The sequence below is a fragment of the Bradyrhizobium sp. F1.4.3 genome, assembly GCF_040548375.1.
In the GTDB taxonomy this organism is placed as follows: Bacteria; Pseudomonadota; Alphaproteobacteria; order Rhizobiales; family Xanthobacteraceae; genus Bradyrhizobium.
The window spans coordinates 20,520-40,809 of record NZ_JBEPRN010000027.1 but is presented as its reverse complement, the minus strand read 5'-3'; the positions used below and the strand labels follow the sequence as shown (position 1 = coordinate 40,809).

General features: G+C 60.5%; 21 protein-coding genes. 4 read left to right on the top strand and 17 right to left on the bottom strand.

Annotated elements, in window-relative coordinates:
• Positions 1-24: 24 nt before the first annotated feature.
• From ald to ABIB73_RS35990, 4 genes are all read right to left on the bottom strand, one after another.
• On the bottom strand, positions 25-1,137 hold the full coding sequence (gene ald, locus ABIB73_RS36005; protein WP_354232033.1) for an alanine dehydrogenase: 1,113 nt from the start codon (positions 1,135-1,137) through the stop codon (positions 25-27).
• A 507-nt stretch (positions 1,138-1,644) separates the two neighbouring features.
• Entirely contained in the window at positions 1,645-3,036 is a 1,392-nt protein-coding gene (locus ABIB73_RS36000) for an amidase (protein ID WP_354232031.1), read from the bottom strand.
• Between the two features lie 77 nt (positions 3,037-3,113).
• Positions 3,114-4,649: an AMP-binding protein gene (locus tag ABIB73_RS35995; protein WP_354232029.1), complete on the bottom strand. Its 1,536-nt coding sequence runs from the start codon at positions 4,647-4,649 to the stop codon at positions 3,114-3,116.
• A gap of 456 nt (positions 4,650-5,105) precedes the next feature.
• Positions 5,106-5,780 (bottom strand): GntR family transcriptional regulator, encoded by a 675-nt coding sequence (locus ABIB73_RS35990; RefSeq protein WP_354232027.1) that lies wholly within the window; start codon positions 5,778-5,780, stop codon positions 5,106-5,108.
• Positions 5,781-5,866: 86 nt separating this feature from the next.
• Between ABIB73_RS35990 and ABIB73_RS35985 the strand changes: the two genes are divergently transcribed.
• From ABIB73_RS35985 to ABIB73_RS35970, 4 genes are all read left to right on the top strand, one after another.
• A complete protein-coding gene (locus tag ABIB73_RS35985; protein WP_354232025.1) occupies positions 5,867-6,652 on the top strand; it encodes an enoyl-CoA hydratase/isomerase family protein in 786 nt (261 codons plus the stop codon).
• 414 nt (positions 6,653-7,066) lie between these two features.
• The gene (locus ABIB73_RS35980; protein ID WP_231144076.1) at positions 7,067-7,789 is read left to right on the top strand and encodes a helix-turn-helix transcriptional regulator; all 723 of its coding nucleotides are present in this window, start codon (positions 7,067-7,069) and stop codon (positions 7,787-7,789) included.
• 94 nt (positions 7,790-7,883) lie between these two features.
• Positions 7,884-8,516, top strand: a complete 633-nt coding sequence (locus ABIB73_RS35975; protein WP_354232023.1) for an acyl-homoserine-lactone synthase — start codon at positions 7,884-7,886, stop codon at positions 8,514-8,516.
• 72 nt (positions 8,517-8,588) lie between these two features.
• Positions 8,589-9,542 (top strand): LysR family transcriptional regulator, encoded by a 954-nt coding sequence (locus tag ABIB73_RS35970; protein ID WP_354232021.1) that lies wholly within the window; start codon positions 8,589-8,591, stop codon positions 9,540-9,542.
• Here ABIB73_RS35970 and ABIB73_RS35965 read toward each other — a convergent pair.
• From ABIB73_RS35965 to ABIB73_RS35905, 13 genes are all read right to left on the bottom strand, one after another.
• Positions 9,515-9,757 (bottom strand): DUF2274 domain-containing protein, encoded by a 243-nt coding sequence (locus ABIB73_RS35965; protein ID WP_354232020.1) that lies wholly within the window; start codon positions 9,755-9,757, stop codon positions 9,515-9,517. The genes ABIB73_RS35970 and ABIB73_RS35965 overlap by 28 nt on opposite strands.
• A 6-nt stretch (positions 9,758-9,763) precedes the next feature.
• Complete coding sequence (locus ABIB73_RS35960) at positions 9,764-10,984, bottom strand: TraB/TrbI/VirB10 family type IV secretion system protein (protein WP_354232018.1); 1,221 nt, start codon at positions 10,982-10,984, stop codon at positions 9,764-9,766.
• Positions 10,981-11,952 (bottom strand): P-type conjugative transfer protein TrbG, encoded by a 972-nt coding sequence (gene trbG, locus ABIB73_RS35955; RefSeq protein WP_354232016.1) that lies wholly within the window; start codon positions 11,950-11,952, stop codon positions 10,981-10,983. The genes ABIB73_RS35960 and trbG overlap by 4 nt, the downstream gene beginning before the upstream one ends.
• Before the next feature lie 2 nt (positions 11,953-11,954).
• Positions 11,955-12,635 carry a conjugal transfer protein TrbF gene (trbF, locus tag ABIB73_RS35950; protein WP_354232045.1) on the bottom strand — a complete coding sequence of 227 codons (681 nt, stop codon included), beginning with the start codon at positions 12,633-12,635 and terminating at the stop codon, positions 11,955-11,957.
• A gap of 52 nt (positions 12,636-12,687) precedes the next feature.
• Complete coding sequence (trbL, locus tag ABIB73_RS35945) at positions 12,688-13,923, bottom strand: P-type conjugative transfer protein TrbL (RefSeq protein WP_354232014.1); 1,236 nt, start codon at positions 13,921-13,923, stop codon at positions 12,688-12,690.
• A 3-nt stretch (positions 13,924-13,926) separates the two neighbouring features.
• Complete coding sequence (gene trbK-alt / locus ABIB73_RS35940; protein ID WP_354232012.1) at positions 13,927-14,295, bottom strand: putative entry exclusion protein TrbK-alt; 369 nt, start codon at positions 14,293-14,295, stop codon at positions 13,927-13,929.
• On the bottom strand, positions 14,295-15,029 hold the full coding sequence (trbJ, locus tag ABIB73_RS35935) for a P-type conjugative transfer protein TrbJ (protein ID WP_354232010.1): 735 nt from the start codon (positions 15,027-15,029) through the stop codon (positions 14,295-14,297). The genes trbK-alt and trbJ overlap by 1 nt, the downstream gene beginning before the upstream one ends.
• A complete protein-coding gene (trbE, locus tag ABIB73_RS35930; protein WP_354232008.1) occupies positions 15,026-17,467 on the bottom strand; it encodes a conjugal transfer protein TrbE in 2,442 nt (813 codons plus the stop codon). Before trbE ends, trbJ begins: the two co-directional genes overlap by 4 nt.
• Positions 17,468-17,477: 10 nt before the next feature.
• On the bottom strand, positions 17,478-17,741 hold the full coding sequence (locus tag ABIB73_RS35925; protein ID WP_354232006.1) for a VirB3 family type IV secretion system protein: 264 nt from the start codon (positions 17,739-17,741) through the stop codon (positions 17,478-17,480).
• Positions 17,741-18,067 (bottom strand): TrbC/VirB2 family type IV secretion system protein, encoded by a 327-nt coding sequence (locus ABIB73_RS35920; protein WP_354232004.1) that lies wholly within the window; start codon positions 18,065-18,067, stop codon positions 17,741-17,743. The genes ABIB73_RS35925 and ABIB73_RS35920 overlap by 1 nt, the downstream gene beginning before the upstream one ends.
• Positions 18,064-18,984 (bottom strand): P-type conjugative transfer ATPase TrbB, encoded by a 921-nt coding sequence (gene trbB / locus ABIB73_RS35915; protein WP_354232002.1) that lies wholly within the window; start codon positions 18,982-18,984, stop codon positions 18,064-18,066. Before trbB ends, ABIB73_RS35920 begins: the two co-directional genes overlap by 4 nt.
• A 224-nt stretch (positions 18,985-19,208) precedes the next feature.
• The gene (locus tag ABIB73_RS35910) at positions 19,209-19,742 is read right to left on the bottom strand and encodes a RidA family protein (RefSeq protein ID WP_354232000.1); all 534 of its coding nucleotides are present in this window, start codon (positions 19,740-19,742) and stop codon (positions 19,209-19,211) included.
• A 58-nt stretch (positions 19,743-19,800) separates the two neighbouring features.
• Positions 19,801-20,127, bottom strand: a complete 327-nt coding sequence (locus tag ABIB73_RS35905) for a RidA family protein (RefSeq protein ID WP_354231998.1) — start codon at positions 20,125-20,127, stop codon at positions 19,801-19,803.
• Positions 20,128-20,290 lie beyond the last annotated feature (163 nt).

Here is a 20,290-nt window from a genome sequence, read left to right as displayed (position 1 = left end):
TGCCCCCATGGGAGGCCTCGGGGATCAGGCCGCAGCCTGATCGATCGGTGAGTATGGCAGGCCGAGACTCTCGGCCACGGCCTTGTAAGTTAGACGGCCACGATAGACATTGAGGCCCGCTCGCAGATGCTGGTTCTCGAGCACGGCTGCAAATCCCTTGTTGGCGAGAGCCAGTCCAAAGGGCAGCGTGGCGTTATTCAGAGCCTGGCTCGAGGTGAGCGGGACAGCCCCGGGCATATTGGCGACGCAGTAGTGAATGACCCCATCTACCTCATAGGTTGGATCGGCGTGTGTGGTTGGACGAGACGTTTCGAAGCACCCGCCCTGATCAATCGCAACGTCAACGATCACCGAGCCCTTTCGCATCGAGCTCAACATCTTGCGGCTGACGAGCTTCGGCGCGCTCGCTCCGGGAACCAGCACAGCTCCGATTACGACGTCCGCAGCAAAGACCTCTTCCTCAACAGCATCTATGGTCGAGAATCTAGTACGAGCCCGCCCTTCGAACAGTTCATCAAGTTCACGAAGCCGGGGAATCGATCTATCAAGGATTGTAACCTCGGCTCCCAAGCCAACCGCCATTCGAGCTGCGTGGGTGCCGACAACACCGCCTCCGATCACCACAATGCGCGCCGCCTGAACACCAGGCACACCGCCGATCAACAGCCCGCGACCGCCTGCATACCGCTTCAGCGCCGCACCGGCTGCCTCAATCGAAAGTCTACCTGCAACCTCACTCATGGGCGCAAGCAATGGAAGTCCGCCATATGCATCAGTGACCGTTTCGTAGGCGATTGCGGTACATCCAGATTTCAAGAGGCCCTTCGCTTGCTCAGGGTCGGGCGCCAAGTGGAGATACGTGAACAGAATCTGATTCTCTCGCAACTGGGTCCATTCGGAAGGCTGGGGCTCCTTGACCTTCACGATCAGTTCGCTCGCCCCAAATACCTCGCGAGCGGAGCCTAGGATCGTTGCTCCAGCCTTGCGATAGGTTTCGTCTGTTGCACCAATGCCAGCCCCTGCATTCGTCTCAACCGCTACGCTATGACCGGCGGCAACATACTCGCGGACGGCTCCAGGCGTCAGACCCACGCGATATTCGTGTGTCTTGATTTCCTTGGGAACACCGACCTTCATTTGCAATCTCCGCGTTTGGATAACTCTTTGTAGACGGAACAGCCGTACTAACCTGCAGCGGACATGACGAAGTGGCGCAGAAATTCAGCTATTTTTGTTCGTTAGTGCAGGAATCCAGAGGACCGGGCTAGGTGACCCTCACCCCTCTCAAAATCGACCTGTGCCGCCGATGGAGGATCATTTTCAGGCAGTAGGAATCACTATGCAAGGACGCTTGTGGCGTGCATTCAATACTTGCGCGCTGCAGCAGTGTGTCGCCCAGCATGGACTGACTTAGGACCCGCCTTCTTCTTGGCACCGGGTCTCGGCCGGTTGAAATGGGCGTGACTACAAGGTCGGCCTCATCCGATCTCGACGGGCTCGGCGCAGGGTCTCCAAGCGCAAAAGCCGTTTCGCGCTTCTTGCCGCCAACTGGATGCATGGTCCATCAACTCCGGCAGCTCGCGCCTCGCGAACCGTCCACCGCGTTCTCGCCTCGTCAGCCGCCTTTTAAAAGAGCATTGGAGCTCATACGGGCCGCTCGTGAATGGTCTGGCTTATCCATCGAGCAATTCCCGCTAGACCGTCGTCTGTATGCTGCTGCCCTATCACCTGAACCCCGACGGGAAGCTCATGGATAGCGAGGAGTGGCATTGTGATGGTTGGAGCACCAAGCACAGAGGTCACGGCATTGTAGTTTGGCAAGCCGGTCGTGTGTATGACACCGGAATCAACGCCCTTATTGTTCAAATTTGGCGCGGGACCGACGGAAGACGGAGAAATGATGGCATCGGCGACGTTCGAGATTGCGTGGTGGGCTGCTCTTGCCGCGTCACGTTTTGAGAGTACCAGACGGTAGTCATCGAGCGTCATCTTGCGTGCGATATCGAGACGCGACCTAAGGCTCTCGCTCAAGCCTCCACCGAACTGTTCGAGAAGGTTCTCAAGCGACCAACGCATTTCGTATGCGCAAACGTCCCGACTTATCGCCAGAGACTCGCCAATTGCCTGCTCAAAAGCCTCCACGAGTGGGTGATCTGTTCTGCCGATAATCTCGACGCCGGCGCGGTGGAGATCCGACAGAAGACGATCGAATGCTCCCTTAGTGGCTTCATCCAGCTCTGGCGCTCCTTCCGCTTCCATCACAATGAGCCTCGCTGGGCGCGCCGCGGCGTGGAGCACTGTTCCGCCGTAGAGGCCCGGAAAACCGGGGTCTCCTCCCGACCTCTTGGCGACTTCTATCGAAACTTGCCACATATCCTGAAGATCGCCAGCATGAATGCCTATATGGCTCTGGCTGAAACCCAGCCGCTCCCCGCGATTAAGAGCGCCGAGAGTGGGCTTAATCGCGTAGTTCGCACAAAAGCTCGCCGGCCTGATCACTGAGCCGACGACCTGTGTTCCGATCGCCGCAGGGACCATGCGGGCACCAACCACCGCCGCGGACCCGCTGGATGATCCCCCTGGGGTACGAAGCGGATCAAACGGGTTGGTGGTCGGTCCCGGGTGAGACATACCGAGCTCGGTTGTAACCGTCTTTCCGAGGACAATAGCGCCGGCTGCCCTGAGTGCTTGTACGCAAGCAGAATCCTGTTTGGTGTAATTGCCTTCGAATAAGGGCGAGCCCATGCGAGTGGGCATGTCTTTAGTCATCAGCATGTCTTTTATGCCGACTGGCATACCATCGATGGTCGATAGCTCACGTCCGGCCTGATACCGCTTCGTCGAGGCATCGGCAGCGGATCTCGATGCCGGGATGTTCATCTCGACCCAAGCTCGGACAACTGGTTCGCGGGTCTCGATGGTTTCAAGACATCTCTCGAGGTATTTGCGGGGGTTGTCCGTACCGTCCTTAAAGGCCGGCACCGCATCGTGGAATGTGAGAGGCTGAAAGTCAGCGGGGCTATATTGGGCGGACAACGGATTATCCTCGGAGTTGAGTTGCTGGACGAGCTAAAGACAGGATTGCTCCAACCGCGCTGAACGATTGAAGTGTGTTATTGGGCCCCGGTGACGAGGCGTCGCGATGGCTCAGCGAGCGAGCTCCGAAGCTCTTTCTTCATAACCTTGCCCATCGTATTCCGCGGCAGTTCATTGACAACGATCACCTGCTTAGGGACCTTGTAGTTTGCGAGACGATCCTTGACACGCTGAATCACTTCGTCGGCGACCGGCGGGAGCTCTTTGTCTGAAGGGATGACGAAAGCCACGACACACTCGCCGAAGTCGGGATGCGGGGCACCGACGACTGCTGACTCTTGAACAGAGGGCATTTCGTCGATCACTGCTTCTATCTCGGCGGGATAGACATTGTAGCCGCCGCTGATAATGAGATCCTTGGCTCGGCCGGTGATCGATACGTATCCTTGGTCATCGACAAATCCCAGATCGCCAGTGCGGAAGAAGCCGTCGGCTGTGAATTCCTCGCGGGTCTGGTCCGGCCTATTCCAGTAACCGGAAAACAGGCCTGGCCCTCGCGCTTGAATCATTCCGATAGTTCCCGCTTTCAAAACCTCATCGCTACTTGCACTGATGCGCAGATCGACTCCAGGAATCGGAAGCCCTACTGAACTTGGCTTGCGCTCGCCTTCCAAGGGATTCGAGCAGAGGATCATTGCTTCCGTCGAACCATAACGTTCCAGAATACGATGACCGGTGCGGGCTTCGAATTGGCCATGCACATCCGCGGAAAGAGGTGCGGACCCCGATACGAACAGCCGAACTCGTCTGCACCTATCACTGTTTAGTAACGGGCTCGACAACAATCGATGGTAATAGGTCGGCACGCCCATGAATACGGTCGAACGCGGAAGGGCCTTGAGTACGTCGGCAGCATCGAACTTGCTTTGAAGAAGCAGCCGCGCGCCGCTTGCCAGAGCTACGTTGAACGAAATGAAAAGTCCGTGGCTGTGGAAGATCGGCAGAGTGTGGAGGAGAACGTCCGATGCGGAGAAGCCCCAGAGCTCGCTCAAGGTCTGCGCAGAGTACGAGAGCGCACCATGGCTGATGAGAGCACCTTTAGGGCGTCCGGTGGTACCGGACGTATAGAGAAGCGCGGCCGGGGCGCTTTCAGTCAGCTCGATCGTCCGGTATGTTGAATCTACCAACTCAACGATAGCCGCGAACGTCCCTTCTCCTTGTGGACCGAAGGTGAAGGCCTTCGTTGTCGCTGGCACGATCTCCGCCGCAGGAGCTTCCGCGGTTAGCCCAGTGAAGAATACCGCCGGCTGAGCATCCTGCAGGAGATAAGCCAATTCGGCTGGCCGGTAGGCGGTGTTCATCGGCAAATAGCAAAATCCTGCACGCAAGCAGGCGAGGTACAGGGCGAACGCGTGCGCCGACTTTTCCAGTTGGACCGCGACGCGATCACCGGTTGCGCATCCGGATCGCCGCAATGCATTCGCATAACGTCCTGACAGGACGTGAAGCCATTCACGCGTGAGCGTCTGGCCGGTCTCGAGCTCGAAGACCGCGCCGGTTGGCTCCAGCTGCAGCCAGGTCTCGAACAACCGGTAGAAATTTGCATCAGTCATGATTTGAGCCGTCTTCGTTTTGGGTCTCCGGGGCGCAACCCGCGCTAGGTGGTGGGGCAGCCCCTAATTGCCTTCTCAACGAATTTTGATGTTTTAATACGATCAAAAAAAATATCTTTCAAGAGGAAAACAATATGACAGCTTTGGTGGCAGCCTTGTGTGCGTCCTCAAAGGGAAGGGAATAAGCCGAACTTTCCGCAATGGATTTGTCAGAGATCGAGTCGGCCCTCTCCCGCCAGGAGGGGCTACACACGGTTCGGGGCTTTTGCGGCGCGCGAGGCGCTTCATGCAGCTTTTCGTCGGTGCGTCCACTTGCACTCAGCGTTGTGACGCCACCTTACGTAGCTGTGCGTCGAGAGGTGATGAAAGCTGGCCCACACTTGATTCAATGCAGCTCGGAGGTGACCCCATTCTAATCAGCGGGTTGAGCTGTTAGGCCTCCAGATCAGTCCTTTGTCAGGAGCGCCGTCCCATTTCGACAATTAGGTCTGCGAACACGCGGCCGCCAACGCTGATGTGATCTCGCATCGCGCTCCCGGCCGTCTCCTCGTCGCCCCTCAATATGGCCTCGAGGATCTGGGCGTGATCAGCGAACGAGCGGCGGATGCGACCTGGCTTCTGAAAGGGGTACCTACGATACACGCGTAAGCGACCGCGGACGTCCTTGATGCTCGTTTCGAGATAATCGTTGCACGAACAGCGATAGATCAGCTCGTGAAATTCCCTGTTGATCGCGTCGTACTTCTCGAAATCTTGGGTCGGAATGAATGCCGCGCTGCGCCGGTGAATCTCGGCCAGCTCCTCCCGGTGGTCAGGCGAGATCCGCGACGCGGCGAGCCTGGCCGCCATGCTTTCGAGCTCGGTCATGACCTCGAACATCGAGATCACCTGCTCGACACTAAGCAGCGTAACGATAGCGCCACGACGCTGACGCAACTCAACCAGGCCGATCGAAGAAAGCTGGATAAGGGCCTCGCGCACCGGCGTTTTCGAGACGCCGAACCGTTCCGAGAGTGGCCGCTCCTCCAAACGCGAGCCTGGCGGAAAGGCGCCTGACTCGATCTCGTGGCGAATCCACTGCGCGATCTCCTCTGTTCGGTATGGCTTCTTGGTCAGCAAAGCGGAATCCACGACCATCTCCCCATGAAAGCGACCCTGGCAGTAAGCCCGGACATTTCCATCTTGACAGATATTTTTTTAATAACAATAAAACACCTATGGATCAGGAGAAAGCAGTTGAGCGGTCGGGACTGCCGACGTTGCGTGTGTCTGAAACGAGCGCGTGGATCCTTTTGAACAGGCCGCAGCAGCACAATCGGTTCGAGCCGGCGGACATCGAAGCGCTTTCGGCGATGCTAAGAGAATTGGCGGGACACAAGGGGCTGCGGGTTCTAATCCTCACGGCTAGCGGGCCGAGCTTCAGCGCGGGATTTGATCTCGACACGCTGTCAAGCGAGCGAGCGGTGGAGTGCACCGCCGCGTTTGCGGCTATGTGCGATTTGCTCGAAGCGTTGCCGATCCCGACGGTGTGCGGGCTTAATGGGAATGTCTACGGGGGAGCCACCGACTTCGCGCTCGCGTGCGACTTCCGCATCGGGGTCGAAGGTTGTCGTTTGCAGATGTCTCCTGCACGGCTAGGCATCCAGTACTACCATTCCGGTCTCCGCCGATACGTAGAGAGGCTCGGCTTGCCCGAGGCCAAGCGGTTGTTTCTAATGGGGGAGCAGATTGACACCGCCACGATGTTGCGGATCGGCTTTCTCACCGAAACCTGTGCGCCCGAGAGGTTCGAAGCGCGATTGGAGGTCGTTGCCGGAATGCTCGCTCAGCGTTCTCCGGCTTCGCTCCGCGGCCTCAAGGCGTCGCTCAATTCAATTTGCCGAGGCACCGCCGATCCCGCAGAGATCAACGCGAGGTTCTTTAAAAGTCTCTCTTGCGCCGATGCTCAGGAAGGACTGAAGGCTTGGTCCGAGCGCCGCCTTCCTGACTTCGCGGCCGTATGAAGTCTTGCACGCTCTTGCCGCCGAGGGGGCCGGGGCGTTGATTTCCGGATCCAATTTCGCGTTACCCAAGAAGACGCACGGTTACTGAGTTGCGGCGTGACGATCAGATCAGAAGTGCCGTACGAATCTCCTACTTGGAACGCAAAGAACGCAGTAATCCGGCGATCTTCGGCGCCTTCTTGCAGGATTTCAGACAGACGACGGAGCTCGCGGACTTGGTCGCGATGATATCACAACTTGAGCGCGAGTACTCGGCCAACCCGATACGCCTCAACCACCCGATGTAGGGTTCGCGATCAAGATCGATCGAAGCCGAAATAGATCGACTTCTTCGTTGTTTCGCCCCATTCGCAGTGATGCTCGATCCGATAATGCAAGGAGCGCCTACGAGGGACGCCCGTGGGCTCGTGCGCCATGGATCGAGTTTTTCAAAGATTTGCTGAACAATTGACCGAAAGCACGCATCGAGACGCAGCTCAGCAGAGCATGGCAGAGGTGGCCGCTGCGCTCGAACTGTCGTGCTTCGCATATCTCGCTTTTTCCCGTAGGCCGGGCAGTGCTCCCAATCTGATCTCAACATATCCACCCTCCTGGACCGCCATCTATCTGCAGCGCGGCTACGAATCCGTCGATCCGGTGGTACGTCGGGCGATGCGCCAGCCTAAGCCCTTCCAATGGGGCCTTGGATTGGAAGCGGGAAATCGGTCGGAGGCAGAACGCGCTCTATTCGAAGAAGCCGCCAAATTTGGGATTCGCTGCGGATTTACATTCCCTATCCACGATGACAAGGGCGCGATCGCCGCGCTGAGCTTTGCAAGCGACGATCGTCGAACTGGTTTCGAGCGCTCGCTGATCGAGCACGCCCAGAGCCTGCGGTTAATCGCAACGTTTTTCCATGCACATGCAAAACGCTTCTGGACGATAGATCGCATGGTCGGTGGGGTGGTGCTGTCTCCTCGCGAGTACCAGTGTCTCGAATGGTCCGCGCGCGGCAAATCAGCTGGGGAGATTGGGATCATTCTCAGCATCGCAGAGCGAACCGCGGGATTTCACCTGGATAACGCGCGCGCGAAGCTTGGCGTCAGCTCGCTTCGTCAAGCGATCGTGCTGTTGACCGAGTCAAAATCTCGAAAATAGATCAACCACAAGCTGCAAGTACCTGTGCAACTCCACAGGATGTGCTCTCCTGCCCTCTCTGCTTGCTTGCCTGAAGCAAGGCAAGGAGGCAAGAATGATGCAGCTCATCACGCCGGAGTACTACGGCGAATTCGTCGACGATCTCACCGAGATGCACCGGCTGCGGTATCGCGTTTTCAAACAGCGCCTGGACTGGAACGTCGAGGTCAGCGGCGAGATGGAAGTCGACGAGTTTGATGTCCTTCGACCCGTGCACCTCCTGAACCGCTCGAACGCTGGACGTCTTCAGGGTTGCGTCCGGCTTCTGCCTTCGACCGGCCCAACCATGCTGAGAGACACCTTCCCGATCCTTCTGGACGGCCAGCCGGCGCCACGAAGCGACCGGATCTGGGAGAGCAGTCGATTCGCGCTCGATGTTCCTCCGGATGCGCCGAAGGCAAGTGGTGGACTTGCTGCTGCTACTTACGAGTTGTTTGCGGGCATGATTGAATTCGGCCTTTCGATTGAATTGACCGAAATCATTACCGTCACTGACGCCCGGATGGAACGCATTCTTCGGCGCGCGGGCTGGCCGCTCCGCAAAATCGGAAAAGCTCGTCCTCTCGGAAACACCACGGCCATTGCTGGGTACCTGGAGGTCTCGCCCGAAGCGTTGCATCGCATCCGCAAAGCGGGACACATCTCAGGTCCGGTGCTCTGGGCTCCAGTCATCCGAGCGGCCGCCTAGGATCTGGAAGCAAGTACAATCCGGGGCATCGCTGCGCATTGGAGCGGAAAGCCCATCTGCTTAAGACTTACGATGCACAAACCACGTCGATCAACGCCCTCCCTTCAAGCCAGCAAGGCAATCGAACTGAAACACCTGCAATCGGTCGTGGCTGCGGCTGATTGTGGCAGCCTCCGTCAAGCGGCGGAATTGCTGAGAACCCAACAATCGAGTCTCAGCCGCAGAATCAGCGAGATCGAATATCACCTGGGAATTGCGGTTTTTGAGCGCTTCAGCGGTGGTGTGCGCCCCACGCAGGCAGGCCGCAGTGTTCTTCGCCTGGCAAGGACAATTCTGGAGGAGTTCGATGCTCTCATCGCGACCGCGAGGGCTGTACGGAACAGCGAGGCTGGCCGGCTGAGTGTCGGGCTCTGCACCTCACTTTCCATTGGCAACCTGCAGACGTCCTTGCTGGATTTCAAGCAGCGATTCCCGCAAATCGAGCTTGTGACGATCGAGAAATCACGAACACGCCTCGCGACGGCACTTCGCAACGGCGTTCTCGATATCTTGATCGTCACAGGGAACCTGCCGTTACTCGACAACCGAGTGATGCCGCTGTGGAGCGAACGTGTTCTGGTCGCCTTACCCCATGATCATCCCCTCACCGCGCGCGACACAGTCTATTGGACTGACCTGCGCGGCGAGACGGTCCTGCTGAGCCATTACGATCCGGGAAAAGAGTTTGAAGATCTTCTGATTTCCAAGCTCGTGTCGCCTGAGGACCGTCCTAAACTCGAGCGCCACGACGTCAGCCGCGGTATCATCAAGAGCCTGATCAGGATGAACACAGGAATCAGCCTGGTGCTGGAATCCGACATGGGCATCAACTATGCAGGCCTCGTCTACCGCGAATTGCGCGACGGAGCCGGCCCGAGCCGATTCGACTTTTCGGCATACTGGCGACACGACAACGAAAACCCCGCGTTGGCTGCCTTCTTGAACTTGCTTTCTGAGCGCTACCCCTCGCCTCCGCTCGGACGTTGACGCGCGCGTCGAGCCTTGCGGAAATTCCGGTCCGCCGCCATGAACCGCGCCAACATCGGTGCAATCAGTTTGGCCGGATCCTGGACCGGTTGCCCCGTTTCCTGTGCCAGAATTTCGCAATACGCTACGAGATCCCTGTGGACGCTCGCCGGGAGTTCATGCGTAATCTTGATCGGCTTATCGTCCTCGAGCGCTCCAAGTTTAAGCTTGGCCATAGTACCTCACCCTCTATATGGTTCGAGCATCAGGTCGCGATTGACTATCACCCGCACCGGAAATCCCGGACGAATCGTCAAGGTCGGCTGGATGTTGAGATTGCGGCGGACCACCTGCTGGCCCGTCTGGTTCATCGAGTCCCCCGCGCCACGGCGGAGCGCAGCGATGAGGTCGCTGTTGGTGCTCCCCGTATCCGATCCGGAATTCACCTCGGTGCCGACGGCGAGCAGCGTCGAAAGCGCAGCGGCCCCCAACAGCTCCTTCCAATGGTTGTCGACCTCATCCTCAAGCCCAGAGTAGCCCGCGACATCTGCGCCCGGCTGCCGCTCCAGGACGATCGACCGTCCGTTTGGCATGATGAGGCGCGTCCACACCAGGAGCACGCGCGATTGGCCAAATGCGACTTGACTATCATACGTCCCGATCAACCGGGCTCCTTGCGGGATAAGGCGAGCTCGCCCGGTAGGAGAATCATATACCGCTTCTGTGACTTGGGCCGTGATCTGCCCAGGCAGGTCGGACCGAATCCCCGTGATAAGAGCAGCCGGAATGGCCGTTCCCGCCTGGACCACAAAGGGAGAGACCGGTCTTGCCAGGCGATCGGGACTGGTGGTTCGACGGTCAACGGAAGCACTGACGAACGCAAGTTTTCGATCCTGGCCATTCTGGGCAAATGCTTCGTCGGATGATGGCGCTGCATTTGATGGCGCTGCATTTGATGGGGCTTCACTTGCCGATGTGACAGCGGCCTGTGCGCGGACGTTCGTGCTGGCAAACACCTTGCTGGTGCGTGCCGCCTCGCTCTCCTGATTGACGCGCTGCTGTTCAGCGTCAACACCGAGCGGGCTCGACGTCGACGCGCCCTGTGCTGCAACGATCGGCCGGCCAAGATCGCCGGGTAAAGGTGGTCCAAGACGCGGCACCTCCTTCGGGATCTCGGTATAATCCTTCGGCAAGGTTGCAAGCTGATCGGCGACATTGTGGTGGTCGGTCGCGTAAAGCTCCTCGGTGGCCGGCGTGCGTGATCGCTTCTCCTGCAGAGCCCAGAACACCGCACCAGAGATGAGCACCAGCAAAAGAGCGCTGCCGCCCGCAAGCACCTTGCGCGATAGGCGCGTAACTTGCGGCCGATCTGGCCGGAGCCGAAGGGTTTCGGCGATATTTTCCGGCGGCTTAACCCGAGGAGCGTCCTTGGGTGTGTCATTCGGCTGGCCGGTCTCTGTCACAGCGACCTCCCGTCGGTTCGGACGATCCTGACCTTCTGCTGGTGCTCCTCGCCGAGCCTCAGTTCCGCGGCCGCGAACAGCCGGTCGACGATCAGCACATTGCCGTAAGCGCGATAGTTGACGAGCTCGGTCTTGCCATCAGGCCCGATCACGAACAGCGGCGGCATCTCGCCTTGGCCGACGCCGGGCGAAAACTCGATGTAGACCTTGCGCCCATCGTCATAGGCATTGACAGGACGCCAGGGCGGGCTGTCTCCCTCGATGGCGTAGCGGTAACGGCGCTGCGCCTGGTCCGGGATGACGGGTGTGGGCGGCAGAGCTCGACCACGCGCGGTCCGATCCTCCGGATAGAACCACGCGACCTGTGGCATGTAGGGCTTTTCCCGGGAGCGGAGCTCGATCAGGTAAGTGCGCCGGTCCGTGTTGACGACGAGATTGGTCTCGATCGCCGGTCGTGTCGGCTTCACCATGATGTGCACACGTCGCGTGTCGCCGCTGCCGCTTTCGGTGTCGCCGACCACCCAGCGCACGGTATCACCCGCGGCAACTGGTCCCGACCCGATCAGTTGCTCGCCCGGCTCCAAGGCGATGTCGGTGATCTGCCCCGGCGCGGCATAGACCTGATAGAGAGCGCCCGGACTATACGAAAACACCTGCACCGCATTGAAGTAGCCAGCCTTCCGCGGCTGCACACGTGCGGCGTCATTCGCGGTCTCAATCCGTTCAATCGGCTCCTTGGCTTCCGCGTTCTTGCCGCCGCGCGCCGCCTTCCAGGCCGGTGGGACGTGCAGCGGCCGCGACCGATCGTCGGCAAGCGCCGGCAGATCTGGAGCCGGCGGGACATCGCTATCATAGCTGATTTGCGGCGGCTTGAACGTGGTGCACCCGCCAAGGGTGGACACACCAATAGCGAGAGCCAGAGCCAGGCTCGGGCGGACCCTCTGTGACGCAATGAGACCTGACAGCATGACTAGCCCAGCTCCTTCGACCAGTTGATGGCGTTGACATAGATACCAAGCGGATTCTTGCGGAGGCGATCGAGATCGCGCGGCATCTCCACGATGACGCTAACGATCGCGCTCCACCGCTCGGTTGCGGCAAGCTGACCGTTGTCGTAGCGCCGCTCGACCCAGGCGAGGCGAAAGCTCTCAGGCGAAGCCCGGATGACGCTCGAGACCTCGATCGCAATTTGCGTCTTGCCGAGCTTGGCGAAGGGATCGTTGTTGCGGGCGTAGTCATTCAGTGCGGCCGCGCCGCGATCGGTTGTAAAGTCGTAGGCGCGGAGCCAGTTTTCGCGTAGGACGATGGCGTCCATCGGCAGGCCGCGCACATGCTCGATGAAGCGCGCCAGGTGAAAGGCTAGTTGCGGATCGGTCGGTTGATAGCTGGCGTTTGCCGGAGCAACGGCTTTCGCCTCCCCCAATTGATCGACCTCGACCACCCAGGGCGTGATCGTCCCGTGAGCGGATTGCCAGACCAGGGCGCCGGCAAAGCCGGCTGATAAGAAGAGGCAGCCAAAGGCCATCAGGCGCCAGTTCTTGGCCTGCACGCGCGCAGACCCAATGCGATCATCCCAGACCTGGGCTGCGCGTTGATAGGGTGTGACGGCTTCTGGGGTGCGGCCATAGTGAACGGCCGATCGTTTGAACATTGCTTGAACCTCAAGTGACGGGTGAGAAAACGGAATTGGCCGATCAGAAACCTCAGCGATCCTCTTGCGAGAGGTCGACAGATCCGCCGCCGCCTCCGTGATCACCCGAACGGACCGCGTGGGTTACCGCTGATGCGCCATGGCTGATCGTCTGCGCTCGCTTCATGCGCCGAACCCAGGCGGGCGCACTGTCGGAAGCTCTCGAGGAATCCCCCTCCCCCTTACCGGCATCGCTCGTCGGTCCACCAAGACCAGCTGCGACCGAACGCAAGGGACTTGCGGCGCCGGACGCGCTGGCCTCGGAGCCGGACTGACTCCCCGCCCGAAACACGCTCATGGTGCCGCTTGCAATCGCGCTTCCACCTCGTAGCGAGCCTGCAATCGCGCCGCCGGCGAGACCGGCAGCGCCGGCCGCAATGCCAGCGCCAGCCGCAACGACTCCACCGGCGGCAAGTCCCGTCCCGACGGCGCTGCCTGCACCGAGCTGCGGACCTCCGGAGACGATGCCGTTGGCAATCCCGGGTCCGAAAATGCCGAGGCCCAACAAGGCGAGCGCGCCGAGCACCAGCGCCATCGCGTTCTCGATGCTCGGCTGGTTGCCGCCGAAACCTGCCGTGAACTGCGAGAATAACGTCGATCCAATGCCGACGATGACGGCAAGGACCAAAACCTTGATGCCGGAGGAGATGACGTTGCCCAGCACCCGTTCGGCCGCAAAGGCGGTCTTGCCGAACAGGCCGAAGGGGATCAGGACGAAACCTGCAAGCGTCGTCAGCTTGAACTCGATCAGCGTGACGAAGAGCTGGATGGCGAGGATAAAGAAGGCGAGCAGCACCACGATCCAGGCGAACAGCAGGACGGCGATCTGGACGAAATTTTCGAAGAAGCTGACATACCCCATCAGGCCCGAGATGGAGTCCAGGATTGGACGGCCGGCATCGAGCCCCACTTGCGCGATGCGACCAGGCCGCAAGAAATCTGCCGATGACAGGCTCGTGCCCGAGGCCTTGAGGCCAAGACCAGCAAAGCTCTCGAAGACGATGCGGGCAAGGCTGTTCCAGTTACCAATCAGGTAGGCGAAGACACCGACAAACAAGGTTTTCTTGACGAGCCGGGCAAGAATCTCCTCATCACTTCCGAGGGACCAGAACAGGCCCGCAAGCGTGAGGTCGATTGCAGCTAACGTCGTGGCGAGATATCCGACTTCGCCCCCGACCAGGCCAAATCCGGAATCGATGTAGCGGGTGAAGGTTTCCAGAAACTGGTCGATGACGGAGGTGCCGCCCATTGCTCACTCGCTTTGGCTTGGAATGGAGGGTGAGAGGGACGGCAGGCGGCTTTTGCGCGGCACAGGCGAGGAAAATGGCGCCGTGCCCGCATTGCTATCCGAACCGTTTGCCGATCCGCTTTTCCCCAGGAACTGGCTGCGCCGTTCCGCCCAGATCCTCTGGCATTCGAGCAGAGCATCACTCTGCTCGTAGGTGACGGTGCGGCATTGCTCGAGCTTTGCCGCCGCCGGATCGGGCTTCGCAGCGAGCGACGCGGAAGATTGGGTCGCGCTGTCGTCGCCGCGCAGGCGAATGGCGCAGGCGGCGACGACCAGGACTGTGAGGCTAACTGCCACCGCCATCGGCAGCCGTTCAAATCTGTTGTTCATCATCAGTGGAACATCTGCACGGTTGTCGGTTGATAGCCCTGACCCTGGGTCAGAAAGCGCCGCATCTGCTCCCTCCCCTGATCCTGGGCACTTGCTCTCTGCGCGGCTTCGAGCGTTTGTGCGCGCCCCTGCGCGGCCACGGTCGCGGTGAGATCAGCAAGCTGCTGGGCTTGAAGCGCAAGGAGCTGGTTGCCGGCCTGACTTGCCTGCAGAGCACCTGAGGCGCCCTGGCTCGCCGTGACCAGGGCCGACATCTGGGTGCGGTTGGTATCGAGATTGCCGACGACGGTTGCCTGCACCCGCATGGCGTCCTGCAGCCCGGCAACCGCATTCTGCCAGCGTGTCTGGGCGTTGGCGACGAGGAGCCCATTGGACATGCTCGCGGATGCCGGCGCATAAGTTGTCGAGAACGCGCGATCGATCTGCTGGACATCGTAGGCAATGCGCTGCGTTTGACTGAGCAGCTGCTGCGTGCGCTGAATCGATTGCTCGAGCTGCTGCAACGACGAATACGGCAGGCTCGCCAGGTTCTTCGCCTGATTGATCAACATCTGCGCTTCGTTTTGCAGCGATGTGATCTGGTTGTTGATCTGCTGCAGCTCGCGCGCGGCGGTCAGCACATTTTGCACGTAGTTGTTGGGATCGAACACGATCCACTGTGCCTTTCCTTCCCGGGGCGCCTGGGCCAGCGCCACGGCGACGATACTCACTGCCAAAAGCGGACGGAGACGTTTCATGACAAGCCACCTTCCTTGGCAAGCTGCGGAATGAGATTGCAGGCCCAGCCGAGGTCGCGCGTCTTGAGCCAGCCGGCGACGAAATCGTCTCGTCCGTGCTCCTCAAGAACCCGCTCGATGAGAGTCTGGTCGGTCTTGGACGACGCGGCCGCAAAAGCCAGCGCGATCTCACCAAGGCCGAGCTCGAACAGCCGGTTGCCCCGGCGCGACTGGCAGTAGTAGTCGCGCTTGGGCGTCGCACGAGCAAGGATCTCGATCTGCCGGTCATTCAGTCCAAAGCGCCGGTAGATCGCCATGATTTGCGGCTCGATCGCGCGGTCATTGGGAAGCAGGATCCGGGTCGGGCAGCTCTCGATAATTGCGGGCGCAATTGCGGAGCCATCGATATCGGCCAGCGACTGGGTCGCAAACACGACGGAGGCGTTCTTCTTGCGCAGCGTCTTTAGCCATTCGCGGAGCTTGCCGGCAAAATCGGCATCGTCCAGCGCAAGCCAGCCCTCATCGATGATGAGAAGGGTCGGACGGCCGTCGAAGCGATCCTCAATCCGGTAGAACAAATAGGAGAGAACCGCCGGCGCGACACCTGTCCCGATCAACCCGTCAGTCTCAAACACCTGGACGGAAGTCTCTCCCAGCCGCTCACCTTCGGCATCCAGCAGCCGCTCAAACGGACCGCCGAGGCAATAGGGTTGCAGCGCGCGCTTCAAGGCATTGGATTGCAGAAGAACGGACAAGCCGGTCAGCGTCCGCTCCCGAACTGGCGCCGAGGCGAGGGAGGTCAGGGCCGACCAGACATGATCCTTGGTCTCGGGCGTGACCTCGATGCGCTCGCGCGCAAGAATCGATGCGATCCAATCGGCAGCCCAACCGCGCTCCGCGACATCATCGATGCGCGCAAGCGGCTGGAGCGCCACGAATTCTGCCGAGTCTCCGCCAACCGCGCCGCCAAGATCATGCCAGTCGCCTCCCATGGCGATCGCCGCCGCGCGGATCGACCCACCGAAATCGAATGCAAAGATCTGCGCTTGCGGATATCGCCGGAACTGCAGCGCCATCAGCGCGAGCAGCACCGACTTCCCGGCGCCGGTCGGTCCAACGATCAGAGTGTGTCCGACATCGCCGACATGGAGCGAGAAGCGGAAAGGGGTCGATCCTTCCGTCTTGCCGAAGAACAGTGGAGGCGCCTTGAAATGGTCGTCCCTCACCTCTCCCGCCCAGACCGCAGAGAGCGGGATCATGTGGGCGAGATTTAGCGTCGACACCGGCGGCTGGCGCACGTTTGCATAGACCTGTCCCGGCAGGCTGCCGAGCCAGGCCTCAATGGCATTCACTGTCTCGGTCATGGAGGTAAAGTCCCGGCCCTGGATCACCTTTTCAACGAGGCGTAGCTTTTCGTCCGCCGCGTGCGGATCCCTGTCCCAGACCGTGACGGTTGCCGTCACAAAGGCCTCTCCGATCTGATCCGAGCCGAGCTCCTGGAGTGCGCTATCTGCATCCATCGCCTTGTTGTGGGCATCGGTATCCAGAAGCGTGGACGCCTCGTTCGTCATCACCTCCTTCAGGATCGCGGCAATCGACTTGCGCTTGGCAAACCATTGCCGCCTGATCCTGGTCAGGAGCTTTAGAGCATCCGTCTTGTCGAGCATGATCGCCCGCGTCGACCAGCGGTACGGGAATGCCAGCCGGTTCAGATCGTCGAGAATTCCGGGCGTGGTCGCGCTCGGAAACCCCACAACCGTCAGGACGCGCACATGCGCGTCACCCAGCATCGGCTCAAGCCCGCCTGTCAGCGGCTGATCGGCAAGCAGCGCATCGAGATACATCGGGATTTCCGGCACCCGAACACGATGCCGCTTGGTCGACACCGTCGAGTGCAGGTAGGTGAGCGTTGCCTCGTCATCGAGCCAGCCGCATTCCGGCATAAAGCCCTCAACGAGCTGCAGCACGCGGTTGGTCCGGTCGACGAAGCCACTCAGCACCTCGCGCGCATCCGCTCCCGCGCTGCGATGGCCGCCCTCGTACAGGAGACGCTCTGCCACAGCTGCACTCTCTGCAGGCGGCAGATAAAGGAAGGTCAGGTAGTAGCTTGATTCATAATGGCTGCCGGCCTCCTCGAATTGCGCTTTGCGCTCCGCATCCACCAAGGCGGATGCGACATCCGGGAATGTGTCGGGCGGATAGCGCCCTGCCGAATGCCGTTGCGCCTCGACGAAAACCGCCCAGCCCGATCCGAGACGCCGGAGCGCGTTGTTCAGCCGGCTTGCGACCGCAACAAGCTCAGCCGGCACGGAACTGTCGAGATCCGGCCCCCTGAACCGCGCCGTCCGCTGAAGCGAGCCGTCCTTGTTCAATATAATTCCCTCGTCGACCAGAGCAGCCCAGGGCAGGAAATCAGCAAGGCGCGTGTTTGAATGGCGGTATTCGGCAAGATTCATCATGGGACTATTCTCAAGCGCTGAGGTGACCGGGAACACGAACGTGCCGGCGCACGACTTCGACGAATTCCGGATCGCGTTTTGCGGCCCAGACCGCGGCCATGTGGCCGATGAACGCCAGCAGAAGGCCGGCCAGCCACAAGCGCAGACCGAGGCCGAGTGCTGCAGCCAATGTGCCGTTGAGAATGGCAACCGATCGCGGTGCCCCGCCCATCAGGATCGGCTCGGTCAGCGCACGGTGGACAGGGGCGATAAAACCCGGGACTGGCTCATCCATCAGATCACCACCCCGCCGCCGAACGAGAAGAACGACAGGAAGAAGCTCGAGGCGGCAAATGCGATAGACAGACCAAACACGATTTGGATCAGCCGCCGGAAGCCGCCCGACGTGTCGCCGAATGCGAGCGAGAGACCCGTCACGATGATGATGATGACCGCGATGATCTTGGCGACGGGTCCTTCGACAGATTGCAGGATCTGGTTGAGGGGCTGTTCCCAGGGCATGTTCGAGCCGGCGGCCCAGGCCGGCACGCTGGCCAGGTACAGACAAGCGAATGCCGCAACTGATGTGAAACCTCGCCCGAGAGTGGATGGTGCGTTCATGATTGATCTCCGATTTTCGAAAGGCTGTAGTCGCCTGATGGTCCAAGCCCGGTGACAGAAGCGAGTTCGCTCAAACGCCGTTCGGCACCACGGCCAGAGAGCACGGCGATGACGTTGATGGTCTCGGCGATCAGCGCGCGCGGGACCGTGACGACGGCCTCCTGGATGAGCTGCTCGAGCCGGCGGAGCGCGCCATGCGCGGTGCCGGCGTGGATCGTGCCGATCCCGCCCGGATGTCCCGTCCCCCAGGCCTTGAGCAGGTCGAGCGCCTCGGCCCCGCGCACCTCGCCAATCGGGATACGATCAGGGCGCAGACGAAGCGACGAGCGCACAAGTTCGGACAGCGAGATGACGCCATCCTTGGTCCGCAGCGCCACGAGGTTCGGTGCCCTGCACTGAAGCTCCCGCGTATCTTCAATGAGAACGACGCGATCCGAACCTTTGGCCACTTCCGCCAGAAGCGCATTCGTCAGCGTCGTCTTGCCCGTCGATGTGCCGCCCGCGACCAGGATGTTCTTTCGCGCGGCAACCGCATCACGAAGCGCGTTCGCCTGCGCCGAGTCCATGATGCCGGCAGCGACATAGTCGTCCAGACCGAAGACAGCGACCGCGGGTTTGCGGATCGCGAAGGCGGGCGCGGCAACCACCGGCGGCAGCAGGCCTTCGAAGCGTTCCCCGGTCTCCGGCAACTCAGCCGAGATTCGGGGCGAGCCGGCGTGAACCTCGGCGCCCACATAGTGCGCGACGAGCCGGACAATTCGCTCGCCGTCGGCAGCTGATAGACTCTCGCCGGTATCGGTAAGGCCGCTCGACAGCCGATCGATCCACAGCCGGCCATCGGGGTTCAGCATCACCTCAACGATCGACGGATCTTCCAGAAAACCTGCGATGGCCGAGCCCAGCGCCGTGCGGAGCATGCGCGCTCCGCGCAACTCGGCTTCCGAATGAAATGAATGGATCGCCACGACTGCCCCCTAGTTGAGTGAGGCAGCTAGCGTCTAGCCGCCTCACATGAGGACAACTAGAAAAAGCAGAACCTGCGCGACAGCAACAATGGGACCAAATGGATCGTAGTCTGGCGTAGAAGAAGAAAGATTCGGGACGAACGCTTCCGACGCGCCGAACATCATCACCCGGGACATCAGCCCAGCGACAGGCCGGCTTCACCACTCCGCATGATTGTCCGCCTCCAGGATGGCGAGCTCGGCTGGTGCAATAACGACCTCATCCGAGTTCCAGCCTTCCGCCGGTTGACGTGTGACCGAAGCGCCTCCCACACGCGCGCGGGCCAATGGTCCTCACGCGGGATGTACTTGTCGTACCCGTTTCGTAGCTCACGCATGGCCATGACCTCAACCTTGGTCAAGGCGCCCTTTGGATTGCGGCGTTGGCAGGGGACCACGGTCCCGGCGGGCCCCGGCTCACGGAAGTGGCTCGCCCGCGCCTTGGAGAGCGGCGCCCATTGCTCGCGTGTGTTGCCGAAGTAGTAGCCCTCCAGCTTGACGCTGTGCTGGAGCGAGGCACCGAGCGCGGCCAGCGTGTCCGCGTGTCGCTCCATGATGAAATGGCTCTGGGTCACTCCGTCCTCGGGATGGTTCACCACGCCATCGGCGTCCTCCGCCGTTCGGTTGGCAACGGCGATGAACTCGCCCGCGCGCAGGCCCCCTGTGACCATTCGGCCGCCGAAGAGAGCCTGTCTCTGCGGCGACACCGGACCCGGCACCGCTCGGACGTCAGAATGCGTCCGCCAACTGCGCTGCTGCGATGGCCTGGATCTGGATCGTCTGGCCGGAGAAAGGCTGCAAGGGCTCCGGCACCGTGCTGATCGCAGGCATGGGATCCATTTTGAAGAAGCGCGCCAGTGCCGCGATCACCTCCCAGTCGTCGCGATCGGAGGTGTAATGCGCCTTGAGGCTTACCACATCGTCGAGCGTGCCGGATTGGCTGGCAAGCGCCTCCGCCACGTTTGTCATTGCGCCTTTGATCTGTTTGTCGAGATCGCCCGGATTGCGAATCCGTCCCGCCGCGTCGAAGTCGCCCGCGCCGCCGACGAAACTCAACCGGCCTGCGCTAGCGGACAGATGGTGGGTGTCCGCGATCGGCAGATGCTAGATGTTCGGCGCAGTCATGTCGTTCTCCAATTCAACAGTCGATTGAAGTTGCCATCAGAACCGCTGATCCGAGCAGGATGCCCCCAAATTTCTTCGGTCGAGCTCGCACTAT

What these genes read in the sequence shown, in the direction of transcription:
- ABIB73_RS35995 (WP_354232029.1), bottom strand. Translation starts at nt 4,649, where the DNA reads ATGACTGATGCAAATTTCTACCGGTTGTTCGAGACCTGGCTGCAGCTG.
- ABIB73_RS35970 (WP_354232021.1), top strand. Translation starts at nt 8,589, where the DNA reads ATGCACAAACCACGTCGATCAACGCCCTCCCTTCAAGCCAGCAAGGCA.
- trbE (WP_354232008.1), bottom strand. Translation starts at nt 17,467, where the DNA reads ATGATGAATCTTGCCGAATACCGCCATTCAAACACGCGCCTTGCTGAT.
- trbJ (WP_354232010.1), bottom strand. Translation starts at nt 15,029, where the DNA reads ATGAAACGTCTCCGTCCGCTTTTGGCAGTGAGTATCGTCGCCGTGGCG.
- ABIB73_RS35910 (WP_354232000.1), bottom strand. Translation starts at nt 19,742, where the DNA reads ATGGTCACAGGGGGCCTGCGCGCGGGCGAGTTCATCGCCGTTGCCAAC.
- trbK-alt (WP_354232012.1), bottom strand. Translation starts at nt 14,295, where the DNA reads ATGATGAACAACAGATTTGAACGGCTGCCGATGGCGGTGGCAGTTAGC.
- ABIB73_RS35975 (WP_354232023.1), top strand. Translation starts at nt 7,884, where the DNA reads ATGATGCAGCTCATCACGCCGGAGTACTACGGCGAATTCGTCGACGAT.
- ABIB73_RS35920 (WP_354232004.1), bottom strand. Translation starts at nt 18,067, where the DNA reads ATGAACGCACCATCCACTCTCGGGCGAGGTTTCACATCAGTTGCGGCA.
- ald (WP_354232033.1), bottom strand. Translation starts at nt 1,137, where the DNA reads ATGAAGGTCGGTGTTCCCAAGGAAATCAAGACACACGAATATCGCGTG.
- trbL (WP_354232014.1), bottom strand. Translation starts at nt 13,923, where the DNA reads ATGGGCGGCACCTCCGTCATCGACCAGTTTCTGGAAACCTTCACCCGC.
- trbF (WP_354232045.1), bottom strand. Translation starts at nt 12,635, where the DNA reads ATGTTCAAACGATCGGCCGTTCACTATGGCCGCACCCCAGAAGCCGTC.
- ABIB73_RS35980 (WP_231144076.1), top strand. Translation starts at nt 7,067, where the DNA reads ATGGATCGAGTTTTTCAAAGATTTGCTGAACAATTGACCGAAAGCACG.
- ABIB73_RS35985 (WP_354232025.1), top strand. Translation starts at nt 5,867, where the DNA reads ATGGATCAGGAGAAAGCAGTTGAGCGGTCGGGACTGCCGACGTTGCGT.
- ABIB73_RS35925 (WP_354232006.1), bottom strand. Translation starts at nt 17,741, where the DNA reads ATGGATGAGCCAGTCCCGGGTTTTATCGCCCCTGTCCACCGTGCGCTG.
- trbB (WP_354232002.1), bottom strand. Translation starts at nt 18,984, where the DNA reads ATGCTCCGCACGGCGCTGGGCTCGGCCATCGCAGGTTTTCTGGAAGAT.
- trbG (WP_354232016.1), bottom strand. Translation starts at nt 11,952, where the DNA reads ATGCTGTCAGGTCTCATTGCGTCACAGAGGGTCCGCCCGAGCCTGGCT.
- ABIB73_RS35965 (WP_354232020.1), bottom strand. Translation starts at nt 9,757, where the DNA reads ATGGCCAAGCTTAAACTTGGAGCGCTCGAGGACGATAAGCCGATCAAG.